This window comes from Frankia gtarii, assembly GCF_025403375.1.
In the GTDB taxonomy this organism is placed as follows: domain Bacteria; phylum Actinomycetota; class Actinomycetes; order Frankiales; family Frankiaceae; genus Frankia; species Frankia gtarii.
Genome location: NZ_JAMPTM010000171.1, coordinates 1 through 14,309, shown reverse-complemented (window position 1 = coordinate 14,309; position 14,309 = coordinate 1). Strand labels below are relative to the sequence as shown.

General features: G+C 72.7%; 14 protein-coding genes. 13 read left to right on the top strand and 1 reads right to left on the bottom strand.

What is annotated here, in order from left to right:
• Positions 1 to 47: 47 nt before the first annotated feature.
• From NBZ83_RS21615 to ccsB, 7 genes are all read left to right on the top strand, one after another.
• Entirely contained in the window at positions 48 to 785 is a 738-nt protein-coding gene (locus NBZ83_RS21615) for a histidine phosphatase family protein (protein ID WP_261568804.1), read from the top strand.
• Positions 786 to 895: 110 nt separating this feature from the next.
• Positions 896 to 1,888: a methyltransferase domain-containing protein gene (locus NBZ83_RS21610; protein WP_308203360.1), complete on the top strand. Its 993-nt coding sequence runs from the start codon at positions 896 to 898 to the stop codon at positions 1,886 to 1,888.
• Between the two features lie 183 nt (positions 1,889 to 2,071).
• Positions 2,072 to 2,851 (top strand): SDR family NAD(P)-dependent oxidoreductase, encoded by a 780-nt coding sequence (locus NBZ83_RS21605; RefSeq protein ID WP_261568800.1) that lies wholly within the window; start codon positions 2,072 to 2,074, stop codon positions 2,849 to 2,851.
• Positions 2,852 to 3,128: 277 nt separating this feature from the next.
• Positions 3,129 to 3,659: a TlpA family protein disulfide reductase gene (locus NBZ83_RS21600; protein ID WP_261568799.1), complete on the top strand. Its 531-nt coding sequence runs from the start codon at positions 3,129 to 3,131 to the stop codon at positions 3,657 to 3,659.
• Between the two features lie 34 nt (positions 3,660 to 3,693).
• Positions 3,694 to 4,686, top strand: coding sequence for a cytochrome c biogenesis CcdA family protein (locus tag NBZ83_RS21595; protein ID WP_261568798.1), 993 nt, complete (start codon positions 3,694 to 3,696; stop codon positions 4,684 to 4,686).
• On the top strand, positions 4,683 to 6,809 hold the full coding sequence (gene resB / locus NBZ83_RS21590; RefSeq protein WP_261568797.1) for a cytochrome c biogenesis protein ResB: 2,127 nt from the start codon (positions 4,683 to 4,685) through the stop codon (positions 6,807 to 6,809). The genes NBZ83_RS21595 and resB overlap by 4 nt, the downstream gene beginning before the upstream one ends.
• Positions 6,809 to 7,966, top strand: coding sequence for a c-type cytochrome biogenesis protein CcsB (gene ccsB, locus NBZ83_RS21585; RefSeq protein WP_261568796.1), 1,158 nt, complete (start codon positions 6,809 to 6,811; stop codon positions 7,964 to 7,966). Before resB ends, ccsB begins: the two co-directional genes overlap by 1 nt.
• Before the next feature lie 264 nt (positions 7,967 to 8,230).
• Here the strand turns inward: ccsB and NBZ83_RS21580 are convergent, their stop codons facing one another.
• Positions 8,231 to 8,647: a PLD nuclease N-terminal domain-containing protein gene (locus NBZ83_RS21580; RefSeq protein WP_261568795.1), complete on the bottom strand. Its 417-nt coding sequence runs from the start codon at positions 8,645 to 8,647 to the stop codon at positions 8,231 to 8,233.
• A gap of 347 nt (positions 8,648 to 8,994) precedes the next feature.
• On the opposite strand from NBZ83_RS21580, the gene NBZ83_RS21575 reads away from it, so the two are divergent.
• The 6 genes from NBZ83_RS21575 (at position 8,995) to NBZ83_RS21550 (ending at position 14,150) form a co-directional block, all read left to right on the top strand.
• A complete protein-coding gene (locus NBZ83_RS21575) occupies positions 8,995 to 10,446 on the top strand; it encodes a menaquinone biosynthesis decarboxylase (protein ID WP_261568794.1) in 1,452 nt (483 codons plus the stop codon).
• Positions 10,447 to 10,482: 36 nt separating this feature from the next.
• Positions 10,483 to 11,436, top strand: coding sequence for a menaquinone biosynthesis prenyltransferase MqnP (gene mqnP / locus NBZ83_RS21570; RefSeq protein WP_261568793.1), 954 nt, complete (start codon positions 10,483 to 10,485; stop codon positions 11,434 to 11,436).
• 22 nt (positions 11,437 to 11,458) lie between these two features.
• On the top strand, positions 11,459 to 12,163 hold the full coding sequence (locus tag NBZ83_RS21565; protein ID WP_261568803.1) for a UbiX family flavin prenyltransferase: 705 nt from the start codon (positions 11,459 to 11,461) through the stop codon (positions 12,161 to 12,163).
• Positions 12,164 to 12,375: 212 nt separating this feature from the next.
• The gene (locus NBZ83_RS21560) at positions 12,376 to 12,723 is read left to right on the top strand and encodes a type II toxin-antitoxin system RelE/ParE family toxin (RefSeq protein WP_261568792.1); all 348 of its coding nucleotides are present in this window, start codon (positions 12,376 to 12,378) and stop codon (positions 12,721 to 12,723) included.
• Entirely contained in the window at positions 12,720 to 13,034 is a 315-nt protein-coding gene (locus tag NBZ83_RS21555; RefSeq protein WP_261568791.1) for a transcriptional regulator, read from the top strand. Before NBZ83_RS21560 ends, NBZ83_RS21555 begins: the two co-directional genes overlap by 4 nt.
• 108 nt (positions 13,035 to 13,142) lie before the next feature.
• Positions 13,143 to 14,150 carry an XRE family transcriptional regulator gene (locus tag NBZ83_RS21550; RefSeq protein WP_261575687.1) on the top strand — a complete coding sequence of 336 codons (1,008 nt, stop codon included), beginning with the start codon at positions 13,143 to 13,145 and terminating at the stop codon, positions 14,148 to 14,150.
• The last annotated feature ends 159 nt before the right edge of the window (positions 14,151 to 14,309 follow it).

The window sequence follows — 14,309 nt, the reverse complement described above, 5'->3', positions numbered from 1 at the left end:
GCCGTGCCCGATCCGACGCCCGCGGCCGCGGCCAGCGCAGGCCGGTCATGACGGGCCTGGCGCAGGAGCCGATGGACGACGAGCAGGGGGGCACCTCGCCGGACCAGCCGCGGGTCACCGGACCGGGACCGCGCAGCGGCGCCGAGCAGGGGCCGCTGACAAGAGTGCATCTGGTCCGCCACGGGGAGGTCTTCAACCCGGAGAAGGTCCTCTACGGCCGACTGCCCGGATACGGGCTGTCCGAGACCGGCCACCGCCAGGCCAAGGTGACCGCCGAGTTCCTCGCCGGGCTGGACGTCGCCGCCGTGGCCGCGAGCCCCCTGGACCGCGCCCAGCAGACGGCCACTCCCATCGCCGCCGCCCACGGCCTGCCCATCGAGGTCGACCCGAGGCTGATCGAGAGCCGCAACGCCTTCGAGGGCAAGCCGTTCGAGGCGGGCCCGGCGGTCCTGCGCTACCCGCATCTGTGGCGGCTGCTGGCCAACCCGTTCCGGCCGTCGTGGGGCGAGCCGTACACCGAGATCGCCGAGCGGATGCTCGCTGCCGCGGCCGAGTGGCGCGACGTCCATCCCGGTCGGCACGTCGTGCTGGTCAGCCATCAGCTCCCGGTGTGGACGACTCGGCGAGCGCTGGAGGGGCTGCACCTGTGGCACCGTCCCGACCGTCGCCAGTGCGGTCTGGCCAGTGTCACCACCGCGGTCTACCGCGGACGGGACCTCATCGGGGTCGAGTACGCCGAACCGAACGGCCCGACCGCGAACGCTCCCGGATCGGTCGGGGCCTGACCGGCCGAACCCGGCCCCAGCTGCCCGTACCCCAGCCGCCTGTGTCGTCCCAGCCGCCTGTGTCGTCCCAGCCGTCTGTGTCGCCCATGTCGCCCGCTGGGATCGGGCTGGTGGCGGTGCTGCCTGTCCTGCGCTGCCCGGTGTGCGTCGGCGCCCCGCGCGGGGACGGCGGTACCCCGCCCGGGGACGGCGCCCTGCATGCGGACGACGGTGTTCTGTGCTGCGCCGCCGGGCACAGCTTCGACATCGGGCGCGGCGGTTACGTGAACCTGCGGACCGGACGGGCCCGCCGGGTCGCCGGCGACACCGCCGCCATGGTCGCCGCGCGGCAGTCCTTCCTCGGGGCCGGTCACTACGGGCAGCTGACCACTCGGCTGGCCGAGATCGCGGCCGCCAGCCCGCCCGGCGCCCGGTCGGCTCCGGACCCGGGCCGGGACGCGGACCCGGGCCGGGACGCGGACCCGGGCCCGACCTTCCACCTTGGCTCCCCGGCCCACCCCGGCTCCCCGGCCGGTTCGGGGCCGGTGGTGCTCGAGATCGGGGCCGGAACCGGCCACCACCTGGCCGGTGTGCTCGCCGCGCTGCCCGCCGGGGCGAGCGGGGTCGCGGTCGACGTGTCGAAGTACGCGCTGCGCCGGGCCGCGCGGGCCCACCCCCGGATCGGCGCGGTCGCCTACGACGCCGCCGGCCCGTGGCCGGTCGCCGACGGCTGCGTCAGCGTGCTCCTCGATGTCTTCGCCCCGCGCAACCCGGCGGAGATGCGCAGGGTGCTCCGGCCGGACGGGTTGCTCATCGTCGTCACCCCCGAACCGGGCCATCTCGCCGAACTGCGGGGCCCGCTCGGGCTGGTCGGAATGCAGCCGGACAAGGGCGACCGACTCGACGAGCGGACCGCCGACCGGTTCGCCCCGGCCGCCCTCGAACGTCTCGACATTCCGCTTGTGCTGTCCCCCGACGAGGCCGTCGACCTGGCTCTGATGGGCCCGACCGGCCACCACCGTACGGCCGAGGACCTGCGCGATCAGGTTGAGGCGGCCTGGCCGGGGCGTCGCGTTGCGGTAACCGTCCGTCTCGCGGTCCGGTGCTACCGGCCGCGCGGATGAGGGACCGGTCCCGGCGCGGGACCCGGCGGTAGCGTCACCCCTTCGGCCGGCCGACCCGAGACCGGGCCGGCCGACGGCTCTAGCCCCCTGCGGGGGCGATGCCGGCGAGCGCCGAGACAACCCGCACAGGCACCGACGGTCACGGACGACGGCCGGACAGTCTGCCGACGATGGAGGTTCGGAATGGACATGGGACTGCTCGGGCGGATCGCCGTCGTCACGGGGGCGAGCCGGGGCATCGGCCTGGCGGTGGTACAGGCCCTGGTCGCCGAGGGCGCCACGGTGGTGGCCGGCGCCCGTCGCAGTTCGCCCGCGCTCGACGAGCTGGCGGTCTCCGGCGCGGTGCGCGTGCACCCGGTGGACCTGGCCACCCCCCACGGCCCGGCCGCGCTCGTCGAGCAGGCCGGCGGGCGGGTCGACATCCTGGTCAACAACGTCGGCTCCGCGCCCGCCCGGCCCGGTGGGTTCGGCTCGGTCACCGACGAGATGTGGCTGGCAACGCTCAACCTGAACCTGCTCGCCGCGGTGCGGGCGACCCGCGCGGCGCTACCCTTGATGCTCGCCGCCGGTAGCGGTTCCATCGTCACGATCAGTTCCGTGAACTCGATCCTCGCCGATCCGGCGGTGATCGACTACTGCGCGGCGAAGGCCGCGTTGGCGAACTTCTGCAAGTCGCTGGCTCGGGAGGTCGGTGGCCGGGGCGTGCGGATCAACACGGTCAGTCCCGGCCCGGTCGGCACCGATCTGTGGCTCGGGTCCGACGGCGTTGCCGCCACCGTCTCGCGAGCCACCGGCGCGGACCCCGCGAGCGTCGTCGACGCCGCGGCCGGCAGCTCCGCGACCGGCCGGTTCAGCACGCCGGAGGAGGTCGCTGCCGCCGTCGTCCTGCTCGCCGGGAACCGCAGCGGGAACATCACCGGTGCGGACCTCCGCGTCGACGGCGGGATGGTACCCACCTGGTAGCCGCCGAGCCCAGTGCTGTCCGCCGTGGCGAACTCCACGCGCGCCCGCCGGCCTCGCCGCCTACGCTGAGTTGAGTTCTACAGTTGGTCGTAGACGGGTGGCGAGGCGGGAAGGGGCAGGGCACATACTGGTTTGCGTGGCGGAGAAGGGACGGCGGTCCGCGCTGGGTGACAGGTCGGACACGCCGCTGGCAAGCGTTGCGCGCGACCGGGCTGCGAGGCCGCGCCGGCAGCGGACACGGACGAGACGGGTCGGGCTCGCCGCGGTGGTGCTCGCGGTGGCAGGGTTCGCCGTGGCCTGTTCCGGCGGGGGCGGCACGGTCGACGCGACCGGTGGCGGGGGGTTCAACTTCGTCCAGCAGTCCGCCGGCAAGGATTTCGTCCCGGCCGGGAACCGGCACGCGGCGCCCAAGCTGGCTGGGAAGAATCTCGACGGCACCATGATCGACGTCGCGTCCATGCGGGGGAAGATCGTCGTTGTCAACTTCTGGGCCTCGTGGTGCGCCCCCTGCCGGGCGGAGACGCCCGGTCTGGTGCAGCTTGCCAAGACGGACCCGACGGTGGCGTTCCTCGGCGTCAACGAGAAGGACCCCGCGGGCGCCAAAGCCTTCGTGCGCGACAACGGCGTGCCGTACCCGAGCGTCGTCGACCGGCTGGGCACGCTCGCCGCGGGCTGGCCGGTGGCCCCGGGGCTGCCATCGACCTTCGTGCTTGACGCCAACGGGCGGATCGCGGCCCGGTTCACCGGCCCTGTCGTGCCCGACGACGACCTCAAGCCCGTGCTGACCCGGTTGCAGGCCGAGGCGTGAGCGGGCGGCGGCCGGGCGGGGCGGGGGGCCCGCGTTGAGCGTGGTCGAGCTCGTCACGGACGGGCCCGTGCTGCTCGCCGCCCCGGTCGCGGCGGCCGCCGGGCTGCTGTCCTTCCTGTCCCCGTGCGTGCTGCCCCTAGTGCCCGGCTACCTCAGCTTCATCACCGGCCTGTCCGGCGAGGAACTCCAGGACCGCGAGCGGCGCCCCGCTCGCGCACCGGCCGGTTCGCCCGAGCCCGTGGCGGCCGCCTGCGCGCCCGAGCCGGTCATGGCTGTCGCGGTCACCGCGCCGCCCCTGCCGGCACCGGCCGGTGCGCCGCTGCGGGTTGGCCGCGGCGGCCTGACCGGGTCCGCTGATGGGCGGGACGGGGTCGACCGAGTCGACGGGGGCGACGGGCGGTTCGCCGGTCTCCGGCCGCGGCTGCGCCGACTGCGCGTCGGCGGGCGGGTCGCCGCCGGCACCGGACTGTTCGTGCTCGGGTTCACCTCGGTGTTCGTCTCCTACGGCGCGGCCTTCGGCGGCCTCGGGCAGTGGCTGACACTCCACCAGGTCGGGGTCAGCCAGGTCCTGGGGGCGTTCACCATCGTCATGGGCCTCGCGTTCGCCGGTCTGTTCTCCCGGATGTCGTGGGCGAACCGCGAGTGGCGCATCCACCGGCTGCCGCGCCCCGGCCTGCTTGGCGCGCCGGTGCTCGGGGTGCTGTTCGGCATCGGCTGGACTCCCTGCCTCGGCCCCACGTTGTCCGCGGTGCTGGGGCTGGCGGTGACGAGTGCGACGGCCGGGCGGGGCGCGTTCCTCTCCGCCGTGTACTGCCTCGGACTCGGGCTGCCGTTCTTCGCCGTCGGGCTCGCCTTCCGGCGTGCCGTCGGTGCCCTGCACCTGCTGCGCCGGCACGCGCGCGCACTGACCCTGTCCGGTGGTGTGCTGCTCGTCGCGGTCGGGGTGCTCCAACTCACCGGGGAGTGGGCCGACCTGATCGCGAACCTGCGGCCCTACGCCCCCGGCTTCTCGGAGACGCCGCTGTGACCTCCTCCACCCGTTCCCACGAGCCCGCCGGCTCGGCCACCGGCCTCGCGCCGAAGCCAGGTTCCGGCAACCCGGACGAGTTCGATCCGGCCGATGCCGTGGATCCGGCCGGCACCGCGGACGACGAAGCCGTCGGGTTCGACCCGGACTCCTCCGGTGGGCGCCGCCTACCAGAGGGGCACGCCGACGCCGGTGTCGCCGTCGCGCCGGATGTGTTTGCGCCGCCCGGACCCGGCGGGCCCGAGGGGTCTGACGGGCCCGTCGTCGGCCGGGCACGCGCCGGGGGGTCTCGCCGATCGGCGGACCGTGACGCCGCCGGGCCGGGCGCCCCCAAGGCAACCCCCGCCGGGCGGCATCCGGCCCTGGCGCTCGCCGTCCGCTCCTGGCGGCAGCTCACCAGCATGCGCACGGCGCTGCTGCTGCTGTTCCTGCTCGCGCTGGCCGCCGTGCCCGGGTCGCTGCTGCCGCAGCGCAACATCAACCCGATGCGGGTCGATCAGTACCTGTCCAGCCACCGGACCCTGGGGCCCCTGCTCGACAAGCTGTCGGGCTTCGACGTCTTCGCCGCCCCCTGGTTCGCGGCGATCTACCTGCTGCTGTTCATCTCGCTGATCGGCTGCCTGTCGTCGCGTATCCGCTGGCACATCAAGGCCCTGTTCACCGCCCCGCCGAAGGCGCCGGCGCGACCCGGCCGGCTGCCCGGCGGCAGTTCGTGGACCAGCCCGCTGGCCCCGGCCGACGCGACGGCCGCCGCCCGTGCGGCGCTGCGCCGGCGCCGGTTCCGCGCCAGCGTCGCCGCCACCGGGACGCGGCGGCCGGACGGCTCGCCGGACCACTCCGTCTCGGCGGAGAAGGGCTACCTGCGCGAGACGGGCAACCTCGTCTTCCACGTCGCCCTGGTCGGGCTGCTCGCCGCGGTCGGCTTCGGGTCCTGGTTCGGCTACTCCGGGACCACGCTCGTCGTCACCGGGGACAGCATGGCCAACACGATCATCTCCTACGACCAGTTCAGCGGCGGCAAGCTCGTCGACACCGCCAAGCTGCGTCCCTTCTCGCTCACGCTGAACCGCTTCGCCGCCGCCTATGAACCGAACGGTGAGCCCTCGGACTTCCGCGCGGACGTGTCCTACTCGCCCGACCTGGACTCACCGACCCGCCAGTCGACGATTCGGGTGAACCACCCGCTGGTTCTCGGCAACGCCAAGATCTACCTCATCGGGCACGGGTACGCCCCGCACTTCGTCCTGCGGGACGCCCGGCGCCGGACGGTCTGGCAGGGCAGCGTGCCCTGCACTCCGCGGGACGGGATGTTCACCTCGACCTGCACGGTCAAGATTCCCGACACCGGCCTGGCGCCACTCGGCACCCGCAAGGAGCCCCAGCAGCTCGCCTTCAGCGGGGTGTTCACGCCGACGACCCACCTCGACCCGACCCAGGGCTACGTCTCGACCTTCCCGGCGGCCCGCGCGCCCGGCCTGACCATCACCGGTTTCGTCGGCAACCTCCACCTCAACGAGGGCGTGCCGCAGAACGTGTACACGGTCGACACCCGGGACATGCACCAGCTCACTTTCAACGGTCCGGCCGGACCGGCGCGCGAAGCTCAGGTCCTCGCCCTGAACAACTCCCGGCAACGGACCCTGACCGGGCTGCCCGGCGGGCTGAGCCTGGAGGCGGACAGCGTCGCGGAGTTCGCCACCTTCCAGGTGAAGTCCGACCCGTTCAAGGAAGAGGCGTTGATCTTCGCGGTGCTCATCATCGCCGGGCTGATCGCCAGCCTGCGGGTGCACCGTCGCCGCCTGTGGGTCCGGGCGCGCCCGGCGCCCGGCGGCGGTTCCGTCGTCGAGATCGGCGGACTGTCCCGGTCACACGGGGACGGCTTCGCCGTTGAGCTCAGCCAGCTCACCACCCTCGTCCGCGAGGCCACCGGCCCGGCCAGCGGGCAGGAACCGGCGGCGCAGCCCGAACCGGCGGCGCAGCCCGAACCGGCGGTGGGGCCCGAGTCGGCGGCAGGGCCGGGCGAGCCCGCCGCGGGAGGCGGCGCCGCGGCGCCGAGCACTACGGAATCGCGCGGCACCGCAGCCGGTGGCGCCGCGTCGAACGCCAGCGAACGGGAGCACTGATGGCGGTCAACGAGGGCATAGCCAGCCTCTCCGATCATCTGTTCGGTAGTGGCATGGCGGTATACGCCGCGGCGATGCTCGGCTACGCGGCCGAGTTCGCGTTCAGCCGCCTGGGCACGCGCAGCGGTGCCGTGGAGCTGGCGGCGGAGGTTCCCGCCACCCGCACGGCGGCTGACCGGCCGGCCGTGCTCGTGGGGGCCGGTGCCCCGGCGGACGCCGGGTCCAGCATCGAGATCGACCAGGACGATCCGGCCGCCGCCGCGCTCGCGGCCGCCCGCGCCCGCGAGATCGAGACGGTGCGTCAGCGGGACTCCGCCGCCCACACCCTGGTCGCCGGTAACGACGGCGACGTCGAGGTACCCACCCGCGCCCGGTGGATCGGACGGGCCGCCGTGCTGTTCACGGTGGTCGGCTGGGCGCTGCACCTGAGTTCGGTCATCACCCGCGGCATCGCGGCGGACCGGGTGCCCTGGGGCAACATGTACGAGTACTCGTCGATGATCTGCCTGATCGCGGTCACGACGTTCCTCGCGCTGATGACCCGGCAGCGGGTTCGCTGGCTGGGCGTCTTCGTCATGGTGCCGGTGGTGCTCTATCTCGGCTTCGCCGGCACGGTTCTCTACGTCGCGCCCGGGCCGCTGGTGCCCGCGCTCAACTCGTACTGGCTGAAGATCCACGTGGTCGGCGCGATCGTTTCCAGCGGCGTGTTCCTCATCTCCGCGGTGACCACCGTGCTGTTCCTGGTCAAGGAGCGCTGGGAGAACCGGCTCGCCGACGTGGCGGCCGGCCGGGCCGACGCCAGCCGGGCGATGCAGCGCCGCGGCGGCATCGTGATGCGGCTGCCGTCGTCGGCGGCGCTCGACACCCTGTCCTACCGGGTCATCGCGTTCGCGTTCCCGATCTGGACCTTCGCGATCATCGCCGGGGCGATCTGGGCCGAGTCGGCGTGGGGCCGGTACTGGGGCTGGGACCCCAAGGAGACCTGGTCGTTCATCACCTGGGTCTGCTACGCGGCCTACCTGCACGCGCGGGCGACCGCGGGCTGGCGTGGCCGGCGGGCCGCCGCCATCGCCCTGGTTGCGTTCACCGCGCTGTTCGTGGACTACTACCTGGTGAACCTCGTCATCACCGGCCTGCACTCCTACGCGGGCGTCTGACCGGCGACTACGCGAGCAACTGACCCGGCGGCCGCGGGACCGCGGGCGGGCCCGGCCGCCGGGTCACGGCCCGTGGTCTCGCGGCCGGGGCGCAAGCTCGTCGACCGCAGCAGCAGACCACGCGAAAGCGATGTTGCCTGGCTGCGCGGCGTGGCCCGCTGCGCGGTGCGGTCCGGTGTCCGGTGCGGTCCGCTGTCCGGTGCGGTGTCCGGTGTGGCTCGCTGTCCGGTGTGGCTCGGTGTACCGGTGTTCGGTGTGGCGGCGTCAACCGCGTGCGGACGGCGGCTCGGCGTCGCCGCCGCGGATGCGGTCCGCGAGCTCGCGGAGGAACTCCGGATCGTCGTCGGGGCCCTTGGGCCGCACGACCGGCCGCCGGGTACCCATCCGCGAGCCGGGGCGTCCCAGGCCACCCTCACGGCGATCGACGTCCCAGGTCGACCGCTCACCGAAGGCAGGATGATCCGAAACCGCCCGCCGCGGCGGGCGCGCTCCCAGACCATGCGCTCGTGGTCGGCCGAAGAAGTACCACGCAGCGGCACCAAGCACGCCAAAGAGAATCACGACCACGATCCAAATCGGTTTGGACATACCGCGAATTTCATCGGACGGGGTCCCGAACACGTCGGCGATCATGTACGCCCAGATACCGATGAACACGAAACTCAGCGCGAGGCCCAGCACAGGCTGGTCGCTCCTTCCGCTCTGCTTGATCGATTACATCCGGTTCGACACATCGGGTATGAACATCGGTCCGCGGGTGTGTAGTCCCGGCCCTCAGCGGCAACGCCGAACGGGGCAGACGAACGTGCCGCGCCCTCCCCGGAGAGCGCACATGTCGCGGTGATGGCCGGCCCGCGTCTCCCTAGTGTGCCCTCCGGCCCGGGCCCGCGTCCGGCCGGTCCGCCATCGTCCGCCCTTGGCGTGCGTCCGCTCACTGCCACCACGGCGTGGCGTAACCCCGCGGGGTTCCGCGGTGACCGACGGTGGGACGCCGGACGGCCGGCCGCATCGGCTGCCAGGATGGAGGCATGGCCTGGGCGGATCTACGAGCGTTCCTCGCTCATCTCGAACGGCGCAAGGAACTACGGCGGATCTCCGTGCCCGTCGACCCCCATCTGGAGGTCACCGAGATCGTGACCCGGGTGGTTCGGGAGCGCGGGCCGGCGCTGCTGTTCGAGTCCCCCGTCGGGGCGGACATGCCGCTGGCCATCAACGTTTTCGGCACCGAGGCCCGGATGGCTGCCGCGCTCGGGGTCGACCGCCTCGACGAGATCGGCGACCGGCTCGCCGCGCTGCTGCGCCCGGAGCTGCCGACCGGCCTGTCCGGGCTGCGTGACGCGCTGGGCAAGGCCGCCTCGCTCACGTCCATCCCGCCCCGGCGGGTCCGCACCGCGCCGTGCCAGGACGTCGTGCTCAAGGGGCCGGACGTCGACCTGTTCCGGCTGCCCGGCGTGCACGCCTGGCCGAACGACGGCGGCGCCTTCCTCAACCTCGGTCTCACCCACACCCGCCACCCGGAGACCGGGGCGCGCAACCTCGGGATGTACCGGCTGCAACGGCACGACGCGCGCACCGTCGGCATGCACTGGCAGATCCACAAGGACTCCAACGCCCACCACGCCGTCGCCGAGCGGCGCGGGGAGCGGTTGCCCGTGGCGATCGCGTTCGGCTGCGACCCGGCGGTGACGTACGCCGCCTCGGCGCCGCTGCCCGCCGACATCGACGAGTACCTGTTCGCCGGCTACCTGCGCGGCGAGCGGGTGGAGATGGTCGACTGCCTGTCCGTTCCGCTGCGGGTGCCGGCGAACTCCCAGATCGTGCTGGAGGGCTGGCTGGAGCCGGGCGCGCGGCTGCCGGAGGGCCCCTTCGGCGACCACACCGGCTTCTACACGCCGGTCGAGCCGTTCCCGGCGCTGCACGTCGACGTCATGACGATGCAGCGTGATCCGATCTTCCAGACGATCGTCGTCGGCCGCCCACCGCAGGAGGACGGGCCGATGGGCAAGGCCACCGAACGCATCTTCCGCCCCCTGATCAAGATGATGATCCCCGAGATCGTCGACTACGACCTCCCCGAGGCCGGCGTCTTCCACAACTGCTGCATCGTCTCCATCGACAAGCGCTTCCCCAAGCATGCGCAGAAGGTGATGAACGCGGTCTGGGGCGCCGGGCTGCTGTCGTTGTCGAAGCTGATCGTGGTGGTCGACGCCGACTGTGACGTCCACGACTACGCCGAGGTGGCCTGGCGGGCGTTCGGCAACGTTGACTACGCCCACGACCTGATCACCACCATCGGCCCCGTCGACCATCTCGACCACGCCTCGTACGAGCAGTTCTGGGGTGGCAAGGTCGGTGTGGACGCGACGCGCAAGCTGCCGACCGAGGGATACCGCCGCGAGGGCGGCTGGCCAGAGGAGCTCGTGATGGACGACGCCGTCCGCGCCCAGGTCACCCGCCGCTGGAAGGAGTACGGCCTTTGATCACCCCACTTCCCTGCCTCTCCGCGGGTGGCCGCGGTGAGTGACGCGACGTTTCTGCCGGGCGCGTCGGGCGGCGCCACCAGGCCCGGGGGAGGTGGCGGCGGCCAGGAGCACGCGGTTGGGCACGTGCGGGCGTTCCTGCGGCTCGTCGTCATCGAGCACTCGGTCTTCGCGCTGCCCTTCGCCTACATCGCCGCCCTGGCGGGGTCGTTCGCCGCGTCGGGCTCGGTGCACTGGGCCGACCTCGGACTCGTCACCATCGCCATGGTCGCCGCGCGTACCTTCGCGATGGCCGCGAACCGGATCATCGACCGCGCGATCGACGCCCGCAACCCGCGCACGGCGGGCCGGGAGCTCGTCACCGGAGCCATGTCGGTGCGCACCGCGGTGGTCGGCTCCGTCGTCGCCCTCGCCGTCTTCCTCGCCGCCGCCGCCACGCTGTCCTGGCTGTGCCTCGCGCTCGCCCCGGTCGCCGTCGCCCCCCTGGTGATCTACCCGTACGCCAAGCGCTTCACCGACTTCCCGCACGCCGTGCTCGGCATCGCGCAGGCCGTCGCACCGATCGGGGCCTGGATCGCGGTGACCGGCCACTGGTCGTGGGCCGCGTTCGTGCTCGGCCTCGCGGTCGGCGCCTGGATCGGCGGCTTCGACCTCATCTACGCCTGCCAGGACGCCGAGATCGACCGCCGCATCGGGGTGCGGTCCGTGCCGGCGCGCTTCGGGATCCGCGGCGCCCTGCTCGGCTCCACCGTCACCCACGTCGTCACCTTCGCGCTGTTCGTCGCCTACGGGCTGATGGAGGACAACGGCGCCTGGTGGTGGGCCGGCCTCGCGGTCACGGCGGCGGCGTTCAGCTACGAGCACGCGATCGTCTCGCCGAAGGACCTCTCCCGGGTCAACCGCGCCTTCCTCACCGCGAACGGCTTCGTCGGCATCGCCCTGTTCGCCTTCGCCCTCGCCGACCTGATCAGCCGCGGCCTGTCCGGCTGAGCCGGCCGTGCCCAGTCCCGCCGTGACCACCAGCGACCTCCGCCACCGCGGCCCCGACGCCCCGACGGGTGGGCGGGTTCCCTGGGTGGTCGGCGTGAGCGGCGCAAGCGGGACCCCTTATGCGGCCGCAGTGCTGCGCGGGCTGCTCGCCGCCGAGCTGCCCGTCGACCTGGTGCTCTCGCGGGCCGCCAGGCTGACCCTGCTCGACGAGACCGGCATCGCCTGGCACGACGCCGCCTGGCAGCAACCGCTGGAACGCTGGCTGTCCGCCCCCCTCGGCGCCCCCGTTCCCGATTCGGCCGCCGCCGTGGAGACACTCGTCGCGGTGCACGCCCCCGGCAATCTCGCCGCTCCGACGAGCAGCGGCTCCTACCCGACCCGCGGCATGATCGTCGTCCCGGCGAGCACCGCCTGCCTGGCCGGGATCGCCCTCGGCCTGTCCAAGGACCTGCTGCAGCGATCCGCCGACGTGACCCTCAAGGAGGGCCGCAGCCTCATCGTCGTGCCGCGGGAGATGCCGTACACGGGTGCGACGCTGCGCCACATGCTCACCCTGCACGACGCCGGAGCGGTGATCGCCCCGGCCAGCCCCGGCTTCTACGCCGGCGCGCGCACCGCTGCCGACCTCGTCGACTTCGTCGCGGGCCGGGTGCTCGACGCCGCCGGGGTCGAGCACGCCCTGTTCCGCCGCTGGAGCGGCGAGCTCGGCCACGCCCGACAGACCTGACCCGGCCGCGCGTCGTGGAGCTCCGCCGCGTCCACCGACACGTGTGGGATCCGTCCACTGATGCCCGTCTACGTCCACGCGTTCGACTACCGGCTTGGCTGTCGGTCCGTCGCACCTGCTCGGGATCGTGGTGCGCCGTATTTAGCTCGAGCTATAGTTGACTGATATCGGCGACGCCGCCTCATCGGTGGACGATCAAGGCCACGTCCGAGGTGCGGGAGTGGCTGCGTTCGCTGCGCCGGCTGGATCCGGACAACTACCGGTCGGTCAACGCGGCGATCGACATGCTCGCTGAGGGTGGGCCCGGGCTCGGGCGTCCGCTCGTCGACACCCTGCAGGGGTCGACGGTCAGCAACCTCAAGGAGCTGCGGCCGCGGTCGGGTCGTGACGTCGCGATCCGAGTGATCTTTGTCTTCGATCCATGGTCGCAGGCCGTGCTGTTGGTCGCGGGGAACAAGGCTGGCGACTGGTCGCGGTGGTACAAGACTGCTATCCCTGCGGCAGAGATCGCCTACGACGGGTGGCTGGCCTTCGAGAGGAAACGGCGGGAAGGCTCATGACCGAGTTCCACGACTGGGACGACATCCGCGCCGAACTGCATGACGGGGATGACGAGGCGCTCGCTGCCGAGCGGGCGCGCACCGAGGCATGGGCCAGCGCCTTCCACCTTGCTGAGGAGCGGAAGCGGCTGGGCCTGACGCAGCGTCAGGTGGCCGACCTGATGGGCGTCTCACCGGGCCGGGTGAGTCAGATCGAGAACGGAGATCTTGACGTGAACGAGGTCGCAACGCTGAGCCGTTACGCCCGGGCGTTGGGTGCTCGGATGCGGATCATCTTCGACTATGGAAACGATCTCCGACAGATCGCTTGATCCAATGCCGTGCGCACCGAGGCCGTTGCTGCACCGTGGCTACAGAAAGCGGCAGAGCCCCGCGCACTGAGTGGGGGCTGCGGGGGCTCTGACCCGCCTCAACCATGCGTGCGCTCGGCAGCGGACCTCTCCCGCCGCATCGCGGCGGCAGATCCCGACCCCCTCAGCCTGGATCAGGCCGAAGCGCAGATCAACAGAATTGCCGCCATGTACCGGGTCACCCCTCACGGTGACCTGATGGACGCCATGGGGCCCGAATGGCAGAAGATCGAGAAGGTGCTCGACCGCCGGGTCTCCCCTCGGGTCCGCGCCCGGCTCGCCCTCGTCGCCGGACAGTACGCCTTCTACCTGGGCATCCTCGCCTTCGATCTGGGCGATGACGACACGGCACGCGGCCTTCTCACGGTCGCCAGCCAGCACGCCGCCCAGGCGAAGGACCTGCTACCCGCCAGTTCACCGCGTCGCTCCGACGTCTCGCTGCTGGACGGCTCCGTCGCGGCGATCCGTTCCAGCGTCGCCTACTTCAGCGGCTCCTACGGGGAGGCCGCGGACATCGCCGCGCAGGCCCGGGAAGGCGCCCATCCGTTCGCCCGCCCCATCCTCGCCGGCTGCGAAGCCCGTGCTGCCGTCCTCGCTCACCGCCCCGACGACGCTTACGCCACCTTGGCCGACATGCAGGAACATGTCTGGGACGGTGCGATCATGCCGGGTCCGAACCCAGGCGACGCCGCATTTGTCCACAGCTTTCTTGCCATCGCGCTCGCTCATCTCGGCAACGGCGTCGAGGCCGAGCCGCATGCCAGGATCAGCCTGGAGCTGGAAATCGCCGCCGGGCCGGATCACTACGTTCAGATCGGCGGAAACTACACCGCGCTCGCCCGGACATATCTGCGGCGCCCGGAGCCGGATCCGGAACGCGCTGCCGACGCGACGCGGCAGGCTCTTCTCGCCGTGGAGGGCAGGCCGACCCGCGGAGTGGTGCAGCGGGCCGCAGAGATGTGGCGGCAGCTGGATGCGCGCTGGCCCGAGCTGCCGGCAGTCCGGGATCTCGGGGAGATCGTCAAGACCTCCGGGCGTGCTCTCCAAGCTGCGTCCGGTGATGCCACCGCCGTCTGACCTGGCCTGCTGCGCGTCTCCGTGGCGATTGTGGGCCGGGACCGGGGCCGGGGCCGGGAGGCGACGGCGTCTCGTTCTCGATCGACCGGTTCCGGGATCCCTCTGGCAGGGGCGGTGCCTGGGCGGGCAGAGTGGGCGGCGACGGCCCAGGGCCGGGGC